The organism is Nocardioides zeicaulis, from assembly GCF_042432345.1.
Lineage (GTDB): Bacteria > Actinomycetota > Actinomycetes > Propionibacteriales > Nocardioidaceae > Nocardioides > Nocardioides zeicaulis.
Map to the genome: position 1 here is coordinate 2,101,737 of NZ_JBHLXH010000001.1, position 15,397 is coordinate 2,117,133.

Here is a 15,397-nt window from a genome sequence, read left to right on the forward strand (position 1 = left end):
GTCGCACCTCCACCAGCGAGGTGACGACCGCGGCGCTCGACGTCAGCCGGCGACGAGGTCGGCGTAGTCGGGGTGCTTGTCGATCCACGCCGCGACGTAGGGGCAGCTCGGCCGGACCCTGAGGCCGCGCGAGCGAGCGTCGTCGAGGGCGCCGCGGGCCAGGAGCGAGCCGTAGCCCTTCCCGCCGTGGGCCGGGTCGACCTCGGTGTGGACGAGGACGATCGTGGGCTCGCGCAGGACGTAGTCGAGGAAGCCGACCAGCTCGTCGCCGGCGTGGAGCTCGTAGCGGCTGCGGTCGGGTGCGTCGGAGAAGACGGTGTCCACGCCGCGAGCCTAGCCCGGGGGCAGCGTCGGTGCGTCGGGCCCGACCCGCTCGGCCAGCCACTGCGCGACCTGCGCCTGGCTCGGCGCCAGCCCGTCGCTGATGACGTGCGGGGCGACGCGGGAGAAGTAGTCGGTGACCATCGAGTCCGACTCGCGCACGATCATCCCCGCGGCCTCGCCGTCGACGACCCACGACCCGAGGACCACGCGGTTGCCCTCGAAGCTCGGCAGCTCGGTGTAGGTCTGGTAGACCCATCCCTCGGCGCCGTAGCCGCCCGGCATGACGACGTCCTCGACCAGGTCGTCGAGGTGGATGCGGATGTTGTCGCCCTCGCGCCCGTGGAGCGGCTTGGCGACCCAGCGCTCGAGGTCGCGGGGCTCGTCGAAGTACGCCGGAAGCAGCAGCCGGTGACGCGGGAACAGCTCCCACAGGACCGGCAGCAGCGCCTTGGTGCTGAGCAGCACCTTCCAGGCCGGCTCCACCCACCGGGTCGGCCGCGCCTCCCGCCGGTCGACGAGCATCCGGCCGAACGGCTCGGCGAGCATCTCCTCCCAGGCGTAGAGCTTGAAGGCGTTGCGCAGCGGCTCGTCGTGGACGTCGCGGAAGTCGCGGGTCTCGGGGTTCCAGCCCACCTCGGCCACGGGGTGCGCCATCGTGGTCCAGCCGGCCTGCACGGCGGTGTCCATGAGGTAGTGGACGGTCATCTCCATCTCGCCGCCGTCGTAGGAGTCGTCCTCGCCGAGGTCGTAGAGGAAGTGCATCCGGTCGCCGTCGAAGTGGCCCGAGCGACGCAGGCTCCGCCAGCCGGCGATCAGCCGGTCGTGGACGGAGTTCCACTGGTCCATCTCGGGCATCACGTCCTCCATCCACCTCCACTGGACGATGCCGGTCTCGACCAGGCCGGTGGGGGTGTCGCCGTTGATCTCGAGCATCTTGATCGAGCCGTCGGCGCCGTAGGCGAGGTCGAAGCGGGCGTAGAGGGCCGGGTCGCCGGCCTCGATCGAGCGGCGCACGACGTCGAGCGAGCCGGGCGGCAGGCCCAGGCGCGCGTCGGTCATCGTGGTGGCCATGTGGCCGACGGCCTCCAGGCACATCGCCCAGAGCTCCTCGGTCGCGGCCTCGAGGGCCTCGACCTCCTCCATGGTGACCTCGTACCAGGCCTCCTCGTTCCAGTACGGGAGCTCGGAGCCGTCGGGCATCTTCGTCACGGGGAAGACCAGGCCCTGCTCGACCACGGTCTCGCGCCAGCCCTCACGGGGCCGCGAGCGGTGCCGCCACATCGTGCGTCGCCCCGCTCAGGCGATGCTGGCGCACACGACGGCGCCCACCGACAGGGCCACGGACGCGGCGACCCAGGCCAGCGGGCGCACCGGGCCGGGCTCGGTGACGATGCGGCGCAGGTTGCCCGGCGTGATCGCCTCGACGGCGAAGAACATCAGCGTGTTGAGGACGATGCCGACGGCGCCGAAGGAGACCGTCCATCCGAGCGCCCAGCCGAGCGAGGTCGCGCCGTTGGTCCAGATCGCGGTGAAGAGCACCGCGGCGTTGGAGACCAGCCACGCCGAGGTGACCACGCCGGCGGACCGCGAGTGGGCGTGCACCGACTCCTGCCCGTTCTCGTCGATCCCGCGCAGGTAGGACCCGAGGTGGCCGGGGATGGCGAGGTCGAGCACGTAGTAGGACACCACCAGCATGGCGCCGCCGACGAGGGCGTACGCGACGGCGTGGAGGAGGGCGTCGATCAGGTCGGTCACGTGGGGGCTCCTGGGAGGGACGTCGTGGTCGGGGCTGCTGCGGCCGGGCGGGCCGGGCTCAGCCGAACCCGCGCGAGCTGCCGCCGAAGCCACCCTTGGTGGTGGCCGACCGCACGGTGGAACCGCCGGTCGACGGCAGGCCGCCGCGCTGGACGGTGCCGTTGAGGGTGCTGCCGCGGTAGGTCCCGCCGCTGACGGTGGAGCCCACGCCGGGGACGACCGACCGGGCGGCGAGGTAGTACCAGAAGAAGCCCGAGCCGCCGCCGTCGTAGTCGGAGTCGTCGTCGCACTGGTCGTCGTCGACGCGCTGCTGGGTCTGCGGGTCGACGCACACCGCGGCGTAGTCGGCGCTCGACGCGCACCCGGTGAGGCTGGAGGCCATGACGGCGGTGATCCCCAGGGCGATGCCGGAGGACCGCATGCGGCGGCGCGGTGTGCTGGTCACCGGTGAACACTACGACCACAAGGCCTCGCGGGGGCCAGGTGACTTGCCCGTAACCCTCGCGGGACGAGAAGGTCGGAGCATGGCAGCAACCGCGTCGTCGTACTCGATCACCATGCGGTTGTACACCGCTCCCGACCACGGCGTCGTCGGCGCCGTCGCGACCCAGATCGCCGCGTGCGGCGGGGTGGTGACCGCGATCGACGTGACCGAGTCGCGCCACGACCGCCTCGTGGTCGACGTGACCTGCTCGGCGTCCGACGCCGGCCACTCCGAGGAGCTGGTCGCGGCCGTCGCCGGTGTCGAGGGCGTGACGGTGCACAAGGTCAGCGACCGCACCTTCCTGCTGCACCTCGGCGGGAAGATCTCGGTCAACAGCAAGGTGCCGCTGCGCACCCGCGACGACCTGTCGATGGCCTACACCCCCGGCGTCGGACGCGTCTCGATGGCGATCCACGACAACCCCGAGGACGTCCGCAAGCTCACCATCAAGGGCAACTCGGTCGCGGTCGTCACCGACGGCTCGGCCGTGCTCGGCCTCGGCAACATCGGGCCCGGCGCCGCGATGCCGGTGATGGAGGGCAAGGCGGCGCTCTTCAAGCGCTTCGCCGACATCGATGCGTGGCCGATCTGCCTGGCCACCCAGGACACCGACGAGATCGTCAAGGCCGTCGAGATGATCGCGCCGGGCTTCGGGGGCATCAACCTCGAGGACATCGCGGCGCCCCGCTGCTTCGAGATCGAGCGCCGGCTGCGCGAGTCCCTCGACATCCCGGTCTTCCACGACGACCAGCACGGCACCGCGATCGTGGTGCTCGCCGCGCTGACCAACGCGCTCCGCTGCGTCGAGAAGTCGCTGGAGTCCGTGCGCATCGTGGTCTCCGGTGCGGGCGCCGCCGGCACCGCGATCGTCACCCTGCTGCTCGCGGCCGGGGCCGCGGACGTCGTGGTGGTCGACCGCTTCGGCGCCCTGTCGGCCGACGACGACTCCCTCTCGCCCGCCCACGTCGAGCTCGCCGCCGCGACCAACCCGCGTCGCGCCACCGGCTCGCTGCAGGAGGTGCTCGTCGACGCCGACGTGTTCGTCGGCGTCTCCGCCCCCGGCATCCTCGACCCCGAGTGGATCCCGACGATGGCCGACAAGCCGGTCGTCTTCGCGCTGGCCAACCCCGACCCGGAGGTCGACCCGGCCCAGGCCGGCAAGTACGCCGCCGTGGTGGCGTCGGGCCGTTCCGACTACCCCAACCAGATCAACAACGTGCTGGCCTTCCCCGGCGTCTTCCGGGGCCTGCTCGACGCGGGCGCCGAGGACGTCACGGTCGACATGCTGCTGCGGGCGGCCAAGGCCATCGCCGACACGGTCAGCGCCGAGGAGCTCCACCCGGCCTTCATCATCCCGAGCGTCTTCCACCCCGACGTCACCAAGCGCGTCGCTGCCGCGATCAGCGGCAAGGAGGGCTGAGCGCCCGCTCCGTCGAGCCTGCTCGGTGCCCGCGGCGCACCGGCTCGGTGGGCGGCGCGGGGTTCTCGGTGTCTGTTCGTGGTTCTCGGGGTTTGCAAGCTGCGAGAACCCCGGGTTCCCCCGGTGAAGCGGGGGAACCGGAGTCAGCCGGCGCCCATCCCCGCCCCGCAGGGCTGAGGTTGTCGGGGTTTGTCCGAGGTTCTCGGGGTTTGCAAGCTGCGAGAACCCCGGGTTCCCCCGGTGAGGCGGGGGAACCCGGAGTCAGCCGGCACCCAACGGCTCAGCCGGTCACCTTCCGCGGCCACCAGAACTTCTCGCCGAGGGTCATCGCGAGGGCGGGGACCAGGACCGTGCGCACGACCAGCGTGTCGAGCAGCACGCCGACGAAGATGATCGCGCCGAGCTGGGCGAGCACGACGAGGGGGAGCACGCCGAGCACCGCGAACACGGCCGCCAGCAGGATGCCGGCGCTGGTGATCACGCCGCCGGTGGCGGTCAGGGCGCGCAGCATGCCCGTACGGGTGCCGTGCTCGCGCGCCTCCTCCCGCGCCCGGGTGACGAGGAAGATGTTGTAGTCGACGCCGAGCGCCACCAGGAACAGGAACGCCAGCAGCGGCACCCCGGTGTCCATCGCGGCGAAGTCGAAGACCGTGCGGAAGAGCCACCACGAGGCGCCCATCGCGGCGGCGTACGTCGCGAGCACGGTCGCCACCAGCAGCAGCGGCGCGACCACCGAGCGGAGCAGCACGACCAGCGCGCCGAGCACGAGCAGCAGGATGAGCGGCAGGATCAGCAGCCGGTCCTGGCCGGCGTAGTCCTTCGCGTCGACCGCCTCGGCGTCACCGCCGCCGACGTGGGTGTCGTCGAAGTTGGCCACCGCCGAGCGGACCTCACCGACGAGCGCGCGGGCCCGGTCGCTGCCGGGCTCCGCGTCGGGGACGGCGTCGACCTGGGAGATGCCGTCGGCGCTGGTCGTGACGCGCGCCGAGGAGATGCCGTCGACGTCCTCGACCGCCCCGAGCACCTGGTCGGCGTCCGCGCGGGTGACGACCTGGATCGGGTCGCTGGTGCCGGCCGGGAACGACTCGCCGAGACGCTCGGCCGCCGAGATCGCCTCGGGACGCTCGAGGAACTGGTCGGAGGGCCGCAGCCCCGTGGTGATCGACAGCGTGCCCGAGGCGAGCACGGCGAGGGCCGCCACGGTGCCTACGACGAACGTACGGGGCCGGTGCGAGACGGCCTCGCCGACGCGGTGCCACAGCGAGTTCGAGTCCACCAGCACGGTGTCGCCGACGCGCGGGACCTTGGGCCAGAACACCCAGCGGCCGAAGACGACCAGCGCCGCGGGCAGCACGAGGAGCGCGAAGGTGGCGGCGATGAGGACGCCGACGGCGCACGCCAGGCCGAGGCCACGCGTGGTGGGGATGCTCGAGAGGAGCAGGGTCAGCAGGCCGAGGACGACCGTCGTGGCGCTGGAGACCACCGCCTCGAAGGTGCGCGCCAGCGCGTGGGCCATCGCCTCGAAGCGGTTCTCGGTGGTCTTGAGCTCGTCGCGGTAGCGGGAGATGAGCAGCAGCGCGTAGTCGGTGCCGGCGCCGAACACCAGCACGCTCAGGATGCCCACCGTGGACTCGTCCCAGGCGACGCCGGTGAGCTCCAGGACGTTGGTGGCCACGATCGAGGCGAGCCGGTCGGCGATGCCGACCACGGTCAGCGGGACGAGCCAGAGCACCGGGCTGCGGTAGGTGATGATCAGCAGGATCGCGACGACCGCGGCGGTCGCGCCGAGCAGGCGGACGTCGGCGCCGTCGAAGACCTGGCCGATGTCGGCCTGGATGCCGGCCGGGCCGGTCACCTCGACGGTGACGCCCTCGGGTGCCTCGTCGCGCAGCCTCGTGCGGAGGTCCTCGACCTTGTCGATGTTGTCGGTGGCCGACGTCGAGGTCACCGGGACCGCGACGAACGCGGCGGTGCCGTCCTCGGCCACGACGACCGGCGACTGCCGGCCGCCGCCCTCCTGGCCCTCGGACCCGCCGCCGGTGGCACCCGGCGGAGGGCCGCCCTGCCCGGCCTCGCCGCCCTGCCCACCCTGTCCGGCCTGTCCGGCCTGATCACTGTCGCCCGCGTCGGAGAGCAGCCGTACGGCCTGCTGGGTCAGCTCGCCCTGCACCGCGCTCGACAGCTTCCCTTCGTCGGCGGTCCACAGCACGATCGCGACCTGCCCCTCGTCCTCGGGCAGCTCGTCGAGCAGCTGGGCCGCCAGCGTGCTGTCCGCCCCGATCGGCGAGGTGTCGGTGCTGGTGGTCTCGCGCTCGCCCTCCGGGACGAGGGCGAGGACGGCCAGCGCGAGCAGGATCGGCACGAGCGCGACGGCCCAGGCCGTACGGCGGCCGGCGACGACGCGCGCAGCGGCGGGGGTGCGGTGGGGGGACACAGGGGCTCCTCGAGGACGGGGGCAGATCGCTAGCCCGAGTAGTTGCTAACCAAGTTACTCATCAAGTTAGCGGTATGGTGGTGCGGCAGGCAAACGAGCGGAGGGGTGATCCACCCCTCGAGGCGAGGGAGAAGGTCATTCGAGTGCGAGGTGGGTCATGACCGAGCGGCCCGGCACGGCGCAGGCGCACGACGTGCCGGACGCCCCGGGCATGTCCGACGTGCCGGCCTGGTCCGCGCGTGGGGAGGAGTGGCGGCAGCCGCCCACCCTCAAGGCGCTGCGCGACCTCGTCGCGGCGGGCAGCCGGGTCACCCACGTGGTGGCGCGCCGCTCGGGCCTCAGCGAGACAGAGCTGGTCACCCTCGAGCACCTCAGCCGCGAGCAGATCGGCCCGGCCGAGGTCGCGCGCCGCCTCGAGGTGTCGACGGCCGCCGCCACCGGGATCGTCGACCGCCTGGTCTCCCGGGGTCACGTCGAGCGGCGCCCGCACGAGGTCGACCGGCGCCGCACCGAGCTGCACATCACCGACTCCGGGCGCGGCGAGGTCGTGGGCCACCTGATGCCGATGTTCGCCGCCCTCGACCGCCACGACGCCACGTTCACCGATGAGGAGCGGGCGGTCGTCGAGCGCTACCTCCGCGGCGCCACCGCGGCGTTCGAGCAGGTCAGCGGCACGGTGCCGCGCCCCGGCGACTGAGGGCGCGACCCGGGAGCGGGGTCCCGGGGGACCGCCCGTCAGTCGTGCGGGTCAGTCGTCCTGGCCGGCCTTGCGGTGGGCCACGAGCGCGGCGCCGACGATGCCGGCCCGGTTCTGCAGCTTCGCCGGGATGATCTCGGTGTCGATCTCGATGCGGTGGCCGAACTTCTCCCACGACTTGCTCACGCCGCCGCCGACCACGAACAGGTCGGGGCTGAAGAGCCGCTCGAGGTGGCGGAAGTAGGTCGTCAGGCGCTCCGACCAGGCCTCCCAGCTGAGGTCCTCGCGCTCGCGGGCGCTGGTGGCGGTGGTGACCTCGGCGACGGCGCCGCCGAGCTCGAGGTGGCCCAGCTCGGTGTTGGGCACCAGCTCGCCGTCCCAGATCATCGCCGACCCGATGCCGGTGCCGAGCGTGATCACCAGCACCTGGCCGCGGCGCCCGCGCGCGGCGCCGTACTCCGCCTCGGCGAGGCCGGCCGCGTCGGCGTCGTTGACCACGTGCACCTCGCGCCCGAGCGCCGCGGTGAAGATCGCGTCGGCGTCCTGGCCCATCCACGACGGGTCGATGTTGGCGGCCGAGTGCACGACCCCGTGCCGGACGATGCCGGGCACCGTGACGCCCACCGGGCTGCTCGAGGCCGGGAAGCTCTCGACGATCGTGCGGAACACCTGGGCCACCGCGGCCGGGGTGGCCGGGCGGGGGGTGTCGATGCGGACGCGGTCGTGCGAGAAGTCGCCACGCTCGAGGTCGACGGGGGCGCCCTTGATGCCCGTCCCGCCGAAGTCGATGCCGAAGGGATGCTCCATGGGGGCGACCCTATCGGGAGCCCCGCCGGGCAGCGCCTACCATCCGGGACATGGCCGCCCACACCACCCGGATGCTCCTGCTCGGGGCGGTGGCGATGTTCGAGCCGGTCAACGGCTACCAGATCCGCCGCGAGCTGGTCTCGTGGCGCGTGGACGAGTGGGCCAACCTCGGCCCGGGGTCGATCTACAGCGGCCTGACCACCCTGGAGAAGCTCGGCCAGGTGGTGCGCCACGACGTCGACGACGAGGGCCGGGCGGTCGCCGTCTACGAGATCACCGAGGCCGGTCGCGGCGAGCTCGCGCGGCTGGTCGGCGAGGGGCTGGAGACGGTGACGCTGTTCAACGCCGTCGCGTTCCACGCCGCCTTCGGCATGCTGCCCCTGATCTCGCGCGAGGCCGCCGTGCGCCACCTCGAGGTGCGCCGGGGCGAGATCGACCGCGCGCTCCTCGAGTGGGACCCGGGCACGGGGCAGGACGCGCCGCCCCACGCTGTGCACGGCGTACGCCACTGGCTCGCGCTGCTGCGCGAGGAGCAGGCCTGGCTGGCCGGGACCGTCGAGCGGCTCCACGCGGGCGACTTCGACCTCGCGGGCGAGCCGTGGCGCTGGGTGCCGCGTGAGGACGACCCCGGTCGCGAGATGGCTGCGGACCGGGAGCGCTACCTCGGCCTGCTCGGGCGCTGAGCGGTCCGGTACGAAAGTCGGTTGCCGCGCATCCGCGCGCTCCACCATGATTGTTCAAGTTTGAACACTTGGAGGACTGATGATCACAGCACGGGGACTCGTGCAGACCTTCACCACGCGTGCGGGGAAGGAGAAGAAGGAGGTGCGCGCCGTCGACGGCGTGGACCTCGACGTCGCCGAGGGCGAGGTGGTCGGGTTCCTCGGCCCCAACGGCGCCGGCAAGACCACCACGCTGCGGATGCTCACCACCCTGCTCCGCCCGACCTCGGGCACCGCGACCGTCGCCGGCTACGACGTCGTGCGCGAGTCGCAGCAGGTGCGGCGCTCGATCGGCTACGTCTCGCAGGCGGGAGGCGTCTCCACGTCGGCGCGCGCCGGCGAGGAGGTGATGGACCACGGCATGCTCTACGGCCTGTCGCGGCAGCAGGTCGAGACCCGCGGGCGTGAGCTCTTCGCCCAGCTCCAGCTCGACGGGCTGTGGGAGCGGATGCCGAAGAACATGTCCGGCGGCCAGAAGCGCCGCCTCGACATCGTGATGGGCCTGATCCACGACCCGACGCTCGTCTTCCTCGACGAGCCGACGACCGGCCTCGACCCGCAGGCGCGGGCCAACCTGTGGGAGCACATCGCCCGCCTGCGCAGCGATCGCGGCGCGACGGTCTTCCTCACCACCCACTACCTCGACGAGGCCGACGCGCTGTCGGACCGCATCGTCATCATCGACCAGGGCCGCATCGTCGCCTCCGACACCAGCGACAACCTCAAGGCCCAGGTCTCCGGCGACCTCGTCTCGCTCGAGGTCGCGCCCGACCACGTCGGCCTGGCGGCGCAGAGGCTGGGGGCCGTCGCCGACGCCGTGGAGACCGACGGGCTGAAGGTGCACGGTCGCGTGCCGCGCGCCGGACGCGTCGTACCGACCCTGCTGCGCGAGCTCGAGGGCGCCGGGGTGGCGCTGGAGTCGATCGAGGTGCGCCGCCCGACCCTGGACGACGTCTTCCTCACCCTCACCGGGCGCTCGCTGCGCGACGCCGAGACCGAGACCACCGGCCCGAGTGGCAACGCCGCCGAGCCCGAGACCGAAGGGGCGTCGGCATGACCTTCCTCCGCGAGTGCTTCATCGTCTTCCGCCGCCAGCTGCGGATGAACCTGCGCAACCCGGCCTGGGTGATCATCGGCGCGCTGCAGCCGATCCTCTACCTGCTGCTCTTCGGGCCGCTGCTCAAGCCGCTGGTCGCGCAGTTCGGGGCGACCAACGCCTACACCTTCCTGGTGCCCGGCCTGCTGGTGCAGCTCGGGATGTTCGGCGCGTTCTTCGCCGGGTTCGGCCTGATCGCCGAGTGGCGTGAGGGCGTCGTCGAGGCCGAGCGGGTGACGCCGGCCTCGCGCACCGCGCTGCTCGTGGGGCGGCTGATGCGCGACCTGCTCCAGCTGCTCGTCCAGGCGCTGATCCTCATCGGCCTCGGCACCGCGATGGGCATGCGGGCGTCGTGGGGCGGCGTCCTCGCCGGCGTCGGGATCACCGTGCTCGTCGGCGGTGCGTGCGCCGCGGCGTCGAACGCGCTCGCGCTCACCACCAAGTCCGAGGACGTGATGGCCCCGGTGATCAACATGGTGATGATGCCGGTCCTCCTGCTCAGCGGGATCATGCTGCCGATGACCCTCGGCCCGGCCTGGCTCGAGCGGCTCAGCGACTTCATGCCGTTCCGGTGGGTGGTCGACGGCGTGCGCAGCAGCTTCGCCGGCGACTTCGCCGCCAACGGCGTGATGTGGGGCACCGGCTGGGCGCTCGCCCTCTTCGCCCTCGCCGTGTGGTGGGGGACCGCCACCTTCCGCCGCGAGAACGCCTGACCGTCAGTAGGGGTCGGGTTCCCCCGGCTCACCGGGGGAGTTCGCGGTTCTCGGGGTTTGCAAGCCACGAGAACCACGGATTCCCCCGCCTAGCCGGGGGAACCGGGCGCCACAAGCCACCTTGACAAAGAGGCGGGCCTTGTCAAACGGGTTGACAGATCGTACGGTTCTGTCAACCGACGGCAGGAGGCCCCCGATGGCTGGCTACCCCACCCGACTCGCGCCCAGCGGCACGGTGCCCGAGGGCACCACGGCGCTGTGGACCGACCGCAAGCGCCACCTGTGGCTGATCGGCCTGGTGGTGCCGAGCTTGGCGTTCGTCGCCTTCGGCGGGTACGTCGCCACCGGCTGGGGCGTGTGGTTCTGGGTCGGGCCGATCGTCATCCTCGGCGTCGTCCCGGCCATCGACCTCGTCGCCGGGCTCGACCGGGCGAATCCGCCCGACGACGTGATCGAGGCGCTGGAGGCCGACCGCTACTACCGGTGGATCACCTACCTCTTCCTGCCGATCCAGTACGCCGGCTTCCTGGGCGCGATGGCGGTGGTCGGCGGCTGGGACGCCTTCGGCGTGCTGGCCGACCACCCGCTCGGCACCCTCGACCGGGTCGGGCTGGCGATCTCGATCGGCTGCATCGGCGGCATCGGCATCAACACCGCCCACGAGCTGGGCCACAAGAAGGAGTCGCACGAGCGCTGGCTGTCGAAGGTCGCGCTCGCGCAGGTCTGCTACGGCCACTTCTACATCGAGCACAACCGCGGCCACCACGTCCGCGTCGCCACCCCCGAGGACCCGGCTTCCGCGCGGCTCGGCGAGAGCCTCTACCGGTTCTGGCCGCGCACCGTCCTGGGCTCGTTGAGGTCGGCGTGGCGCCTGGAGCAGCGACGCCTGGCCCGCCGCAAGCAGTCGCCGTGGCGCCTCGACAACGACGTGCTCAACGCGTGGCTGATGACCGCCGCGCTCTGGGCGGTCGTCCTGGTCGCCTTCGGCGTCGACGTGCTGCCGTACCTCGTCGTGCAGGCGGTCGTCGGCTTCTCGCTGCTCGAGGTGGTCAACTACATGGAGCACTACGGGATGCTGCGCCAGAAGGTGGGCGAGGGCGACCGCCAGCGCTACGAGCGGGTGCTGCCGAGCCACAGCTGGAACTCCAACAACATCGCCACCAACGTGCTGCTCTACCACCTCCAGCGGCACAGCGACCACCACGCGAACCCGACCCGGCGCTACCAGACGCTGCGCGACTTCGAGGAGAGCCCGGTCCTGCCCACGGGGTACGCCGGGATGATCGTGCTGGCGCTCGTCCCGCCGCTGTGGCGACGGGTGATGGACCAGCGGGTGGTCGACCACTTCGGCGGAGACGTCACGCTGGCCAACATCAGCCCCCGCAGGCGGGAGCACTACCTCGCCCGCTACGGCGCGACGGCGGGTGGCCCGGGTCTCGAGGCTCGCTCCGCTCGCACCTCGACCAGCGAGGGACGGCCTGCAGGGGACGAGGTGCTCGCGGCGCGCTGCCCGGGCTGCGCGTACGTCTACGACGTGGCGGCCGGCGACGAGCACGAGGGGTTCGCCGCCGGGACGGCGTGGGCCGACATCCCCGCCGACTGGTGCTGTCCCGACTGCGGGGTGCGTGAGAAGGTCGACTTCGTGCCCTGCGAGCCGGAGCGCGCTGCCTAGACTCGGCGCATGGCCCCCACCCCCACCCGCGAGCGGATCCTCGCCGCGGCCGTGGAGCTGACCACGTCGCAGGGGTGGGCGGCCGTCACGATGGCCCGCCTGGCCGAGGCGGCCGGCGTGAGCCGGCAGACGGTCTACAACGAGGTCGGCTCCAAGCCCGCGCTCGCCGAGGTGATGGTGCTCGAGGAGCTCGCCCGCTTCCTCGGCGTCGTGGAGCAGGCCTTCGACGCCGAGCCCGACGACCTCACCCGGGCGATCGGGAGGTCGGTGCGCGACGTGCTCACCTACGCACGGGCCAACCCGCTGCTCCACGCCGTCGTGAGCGCGACCCACGGCGCCGACACCGAGCTCCTGCCGCTGCTCACCACCAACGCCGGCTCGCTGCTCGGCGCCGCCAAGGAGGTCGTCAGCGCCCGCGTGGCGCCGTACGCACCCGACATCGACACCGCCCACCTCGAGCCGGCCATCGACATGGTGGTGCGGGTGGTGCTGAGCCACGTCATGCAGCCCTCGTCGTCGCCCGAGCAGACCGGCGCCGACCTCGCCTGGCTCGCCGGCCGCGTCCTGGCCCGCGCATGAGCGGCACGGACGCGGCGGGCGCCACCGGGGAGAGCGGCGTCGCCTGGGGAACACCGACGGGGCGCGGGGTGGTCGCGGCGGCCACCCTCGGCTCGGGGCTGACGCTGCTCGACGGCACGGTCGTCAACGTCGCGCTGCGCACGATGGGCACCGACCTCGACGCGTCGCTGGCCCAGCTGCAGTGGATCACCAACGGCTACTTCCTCTCGCTGGCCTCGCTGATCCTGCTCGGCGGTGCGCTCGGCGACCGGCTGGGCCGACGCCGGGTCTTCGTGGTGGGCACGGTCTGGTTCGCCCTGGCCTCGCTGCTGTGCGGCGTCGCCCCGACCGCCGAGGTGCTCATCGTCGCCCGCGTCCTGCAGGGCATCGGCGGGGCGCTGCTCACCCCCGGCAGCCTCGCGATGATCCAGGGCGCCTTCCGCGCCGAGGACCGCAGCCGGGCCATCGGTGCGTGGTCGGGGCTCGGTGGCATCGCCGCCGCGCTGGGTCCCCTGGTCGGCGGGCTGCTGATCGACCACGCCTCGTGGCGGTGGATCTTCCTCATCAACCTGCCGCTCGCGGCGCTGACCGTGTGGCTGGCGCAGCGCTGGGTCCCGGAGACCCGCGACCCCCGCGCCCACGGGCGCTTCGACCTGCTCGGCGCCGCGCTGGCCTCGCTCGCGCTCGCCGGGACGACGTGGGCGCTGACCGCCGGCGGTGGCCCGACCACCTGGTGGGCGGCCGGCGTCGGGGTGGCCGCGGCCGTGGCCTTCGTCGCCGCGGAACGACGGGTGCGCGAGCCGATGGTGCGCCTCGAGCTCTTCGCCGACCGCACCTTCAGCGCCGCCAACGCGATGACCCTGGTCGTCTACGCCGCGCTCGGCGCGATCCTGTTCTTCCTCGTCCTGCAGCTCCAGACCGTCGCGGGATACGACGCGCTCGAGGCGGGCCTGGCGACCCTGCCGATGACGCTCTGCATGCTCCTGCTCGCCGCCCGCGGGGGTGCGCTCGGCGAGCGGATCGGCCCGCGGGTGCCGATGACGTTCGGTCCGATCGTGATGGCCGGTGGCACGCTCCTGCTGATGCGGGCCGGGCGCGACACGTCGTACTGGCTCGACGTCGCGCCCGGTCTGACCGTGTTCGGCGTCGGGCTGGCCCTGATGGTCGCGCCCCTGACCGCGACCGTCCTCGCGGCGGCACCCGACGAGGTCGCCGGCACGGCGAGCGGCATCAACAACGCCGTGGCGCGTGCCGGGTCGCTGCTCGCCGTGGCGGCCCTGCCGGTCGCGGTCGGTCTCTCGGGCGACGACTACCGCGACCCGGTGGTGTTCGAGTCGGCCTACGGCAGCGCCCTGCTCGCGTGCGCAGGCCTCCTGGTCCTCGGCGGCCTGGTGTCCTGGTTCACCATCCCGCGCCGGCTGCGTCCGCCGCCTGCCTAGGCTCTGGCCATGCACGAGCGACGGGGGGCAGGACGGGGGGCACGACCGGGGGCACGGAGCGGCGCCGCGCTGGTGGCGACCGCCGCCCTGGCGCTGCTGCTCGGTGCGTGCAGCGAGCGCCCGGCGCCGTCCGGCACCGACCCGACGTCCGCGGCGGGACCGGGCACGACGGGCGCGTCGGCGAGCCCGGCCGTCCCGGTCGCCGACCCCGCGCACGCCGTCGACCCGCCCGGACCCCGCGAGGACCGGCTGTGGAGCGCCGACGTGCTGGTGCAGTCGGACGAGCCGCTCGACGACGCCACGGTGAGGCGGATCGAGCGGCTGCCGGGGGTGGCGCACACGGAGCGGATCGGCCTCGGCCAGGTCAGCCTGGAGAACCGCGTGCTCACGGTCGCCGCGGTCGACCCCGCGGCGTACCGGCTCTTCACGCAGGCGGAGGTCGCCGACTTCCAGCAGGGCTGGGACCGCGTCGCCGGCGGCGAGGTGGCCACGACGGCCGCCGTGTCGAAGCGGCTGGCCGACCGCGACGGCTCGATCCGGCTCGGCACCGCGGGCGCCCCGTCGCTCCACGTCGGCGCCCTCACCCCGCAGGTCCCGACCATCGACATGGTGGTCAACACCGCGTGGGCCCCTGACATCGGGATGGACACCGACAACGGCCTGCTCATCTCCACCGACGGCACCACCCCCTCACGGATCCGCACGCCCCTCGAGCGGCTGGTGGGCAGGCGCGCCGCGGTGCAGATGCTCGACGTCGCCTCGCGGATCGGCCTCGACCCACAAGCCCGGCTGACCGCCGTGCCGACCGGCGGCACGCTCGGCAGCCTCGTCGGCACCTACCGCTACCAGGTCGCGGGCGGCGGCCGGATCACGCCCGACCCCGCCTGGGTCGCGGCCCACATCCGCACCGAGGTCGTGCCGATCCTCGGCAGCGTCACCTGCCACGAGGACCTCTTCCCGCAGCTGCGCGCCGCCCTGCTCGAGGTGCAGCAGCGCGGGCTCTCCGACGCGATCCACCCCAGTGAGTACGCCGGCTGCTACTACCCGCGGTTCATCGCCGGCACGACGACGCTCTCCAACCACTCCTTCGGGCTGGCGCTCGACCTCAACGTGCCCGGCAACCAGCGCGGCACGGTCGGCGAGATCGACCGCGACGTCGTCGCCATCTTCAAGACCTGGGGCTTCGCGTGGGGCGGCGACTGGAAGTACACCGACCCGATGCACTTCGAGCTGAGCCAGGTCAAGCGCGTCGGGTGAGCGGTGGGGCGGGGCGCCG

At 72.9% G+C, this 15,397-nt stretch carries 15 protein-coding genes; 9 read left to right on the forward strand and 6 right to left on the reverse strand.

The window, feature by feature from the left end; all coding sequences use genetic code 11:
• Positions 1–42: 42 nt before the first annotated feature.
• Genes ACFFJG_RS10295 through ACFFJG_RS10310 form a run of 4 tightly spaced genes read right to left on the reverse strand, consistent with a single transcriptional unit; the run spans position 43 to position 2,524 of the window.
• Positions 43–324: a GNAT family N-acetyltransferase gene (locus tag ACFFJG_RS10295; protein ID WP_378518592.1), complete on the reverse strand. Its 282-nt coding sequence runs from the start codon at positions 322–324 to the stop codon at positions 43–45.
• 9 nt (positions 325–333) lie between these two features.
• Positions 334–1,605, reverse strand: coding sequence for a glutathionylspermidine synthase family protein (locus tag ACFFJG_RS10300; protein WP_378518594.1), 1,272 nt, complete (start codon positions 1,603–1,605; stop codon positions 334–336).
• Positions 1,606–1,620: 15 nt separating this feature from the next.
• A complete protein-coding gene (locus ACFFJG_RS10305) occupies positions 1,621–2,079 on the reverse strand; it encodes a DUF350 domain-containing protein (RefSeq protein WP_378518595.1) in 459 nt (152 codons plus the stop codon).
• Positions 2,080–2,137: 58 nt separating this feature from the next.
• On the reverse strand, positions 2,138–2,524 hold the full coding sequence (locus ACFFJG_RS10310; RefSeq protein WP_378518596.1) for a hypothetical protein: 387 nt from the start codon (positions 2,522–2,524) through the stop codon (positions 2,138–2,140).
• A 79-nt stretch (positions 2,525–2,603) separates the two neighbouring features.
• Here ACFFJG_RS10310 and ACFFJG_RS10315 point away from each other — a divergent pair, with 79 nt between their 5' ends.
• A complete protein-coding gene (locus ACFFJG_RS10315) occupies positions 2,604–3,983 on the forward strand; it encodes an NAD-dependent malic enzyme (protein ID WP_378518597.1) in 1,380 nt (459 codons plus the stop codon).
• 280 nt (positions 3,984–4,263) lie between these two features.
• Here the strand turns inward: ACFFJG_RS10315 and ACFFJG_RS10320 are convergent, their stop codons facing one another.
• The gene (locus ACFFJG_RS10320) at positions 4,264–6,417 is read right to left on the reverse strand and encodes an MMPL family transporter (RefSeq protein ID WP_378518598.1); all 2,154 of its coding nucleotides are present in this window, start codon (positions 6,415–6,417) and stop codon (positions 4,264–4,266) included.
• Between the two features lie 157 nt (positions 6,418–6,574).
• Here ACFFJG_RS10320 and ACFFJG_RS10325 point away from each other — a divergent pair, with 157 nt between their 5' ends.
• The gene (locus tag ACFFJG_RS10325) at positions 6,575–7,114 is read left to right on the forward strand and encodes a MarR family winged helix-turn-helix transcriptional regulator (RefSeq protein ID WP_378518600.1); all 540 of its coding nucleotides are present in this window, start codon (positions 6,575–6,577) and stop codon (positions 7,112–7,114) included.
• A 51-nt stretch (positions 7,115–7,165) separates the two neighbouring features.
• Here ACFFJG_RS10325 and ppgK read toward each other — a convergent pair whose 3' ends face one another.
• Complete coding sequence (ppgK, locus tag ACFFJG_RS10330; RefSeq protein ID WP_378518601.1) at positions 7,166–7,921, reverse strand: polyphosphate--glucose phosphotransferase; 756 nt, start codon at positions 7,919–7,921, stop codon at positions 7,166–7,168.
• Between the two features lie 50 nt (positions 7,922–7,971).
• Here ppgK and ACFFJG_RS10335 point away from each other — a divergent pair, with 50 nt between their 5' ends.
• The 7 genes from ACFFJG_RS10335 (at position 7,972) to ACFFJG_RS10365 (ending at position 15,378) form a co-directional block, all read left to right on the forward strand.
• On the forward strand, positions 7,972–8,604 hold the full coding sequence (locus ACFFJG_RS10335) for a PadR family transcriptional regulator (protein ID WP_378518603.1): 633 nt from the start codon (positions 7,972–7,974) through the stop codon (positions 8,602–8,604).
• Between the two features lie 79 nt (positions 8,605–8,683).
• On the forward strand, positions 8,684–9,700 hold the full coding sequence (locus ACFFJG_RS10340) for an ATP-binding cassette domain-containing protein (RefSeq protein ID WP_378518604.1): 1,017 nt from the start codon (positions 8,684–8,686) through the stop codon (positions 9,698–9,700).
• A complete protein-coding gene (locus ACFFJG_RS10345) occupies positions 9,697–10,452 on the forward strand; it encodes an ABC transporter permease (RefSeq protein WP_378518605.1) in 756 nt (251 codons plus the stop codon). The genes ACFFJG_RS10340 and ACFFJG_RS10345 overlap by 4 nt, the downstream gene beginning before the upstream one ends.
• A 196-nt stretch (positions 10,453–10,648) precedes the next feature.
• Positions 10,649–12,124 (forward strand): fatty acid desaturase, encoded by a 1,476-nt coding sequence (locus ACFFJG_RS10350; RefSeq protein WP_378518606.1) that lies wholly within the window; start codon positions 10,649–10,651, stop codon positions 12,122–12,124.
• A 9-nt stretch (positions 12,125–12,133) separates the two neighbouring features.
• Positions 12,134–12,703, forward strand: a complete 570-nt coding sequence (locus ACFFJG_RS10355) for a TetR/AcrR family transcriptional regulator (protein WP_378518607.1) — start codon at positions 12,134–12,136, stop codon at positions 12,701–12,703.
• Complete coding sequence (locus ACFFJG_RS10360; protein WP_378518608.1) at positions 12,700–14,121, forward strand: MFS transporter; 1,422 nt, start codon at positions 12,700–12,702, stop codon at positions 14,119–14,121. The genes ACFFJG_RS10355 and ACFFJG_RS10360 overlap by 4 nt, the downstream gene beginning before the upstream one ends.
• A 9-nt stretch (positions 14,122–14,130) precedes the next feature.
• Entirely contained in the window at positions 14,131–15,378 is a 1,248-nt protein-coding gene (locus ACFFJG_RS10365; RefSeq protein ID WP_378518609.1) for a M15 family metallopeptidase, read from the forward strand.
• Positions 15,379–15,397 lie beyond the last annotated feature (19 nt).

Excerpts from the sequence above, each read along its gene's own strand:
- ACFFJG_RS10340 (WP_378518604.1), top strand. The coding sequence starts at position 8,684 with ATGATCACAGCACGGGGACTCGTGCAGACCTTCACCACGCGTGCGGGG.
- ACFFJG_RS10355 (WP_378518607.1), top strand. The coding sequence starts at position 12,134 with ATGGCCCCCACCCCCACCCGCGAGCGGATCCTCGCCGCGGCCGTGGAG.
- ACFFJG_RS10360 (WP_378518608.1), top strand. The coding sequence starts at position 12,700 with ATGAGCGGCACGGACGCGGCGGGCGCCACCGGGGAGAGCGGCGTCGCC.
- ACFFJG_RS10325 (WP_378518600.1), top strand. The coding sequence starts at position 6,575 with ATGACCGAGCGGCCCGGCACGGCGCAGGCGCACGACGTGCCGGACGCC.
- ACFFJG_RS10315 (WP_378518597.1), top strand. The coding sequence starts at position 2,604 with ATGGCAGCAACCGCGTCGTCGTACTCGATCACCATGCGGTTGTACACC.
- ACFFJG_RS10350 (WP_378518606.1), top strand. The coding sequence starts at position 10,649 with ATGGCTGGCTACCCCACCCGACTCGCGCCCAGCGGCACGGTGCCCGAG.
- ACFFJG_RS10345 (WP_378518605.1), top strand. The coding sequence starts at position 9,697 with ATGACCTTCCTCCGCGAGTGCTTCATCGTCTTCCGCCGCCAGCTGCGG.
- ppgK (WP_378518601.1), bottom strand. The coding sequence starts at position 7,921 with ATGGAGCATCCCTTCGGCATCGACTTCGGCGGGACGGGCATCAAGGGC.
- ACFFJG_RS10365 (WP_378518609.1), top strand. The coding sequence starts at position 14,131 with ATGCACGAGCGACGGGGGGCAGGACGGGGGGCACGACCGGGGGCACGG.
- ACFFJG_RS10300 (WP_378518594.1), bottom strand. The coding sequence starts at position 1,605 with ATGTGGCGGCACCGCTCGCGGCCCCGTGAGGGCTGGCGCGAGACCGTG.
- ACFFJG_RS10335 (WP_378518603.1), top strand. The coding sequence starts at position 7,972 with ATGGCCGCCCACACCACCCGGATGCTCCTGCTCGGGGCGGTGGCGATG.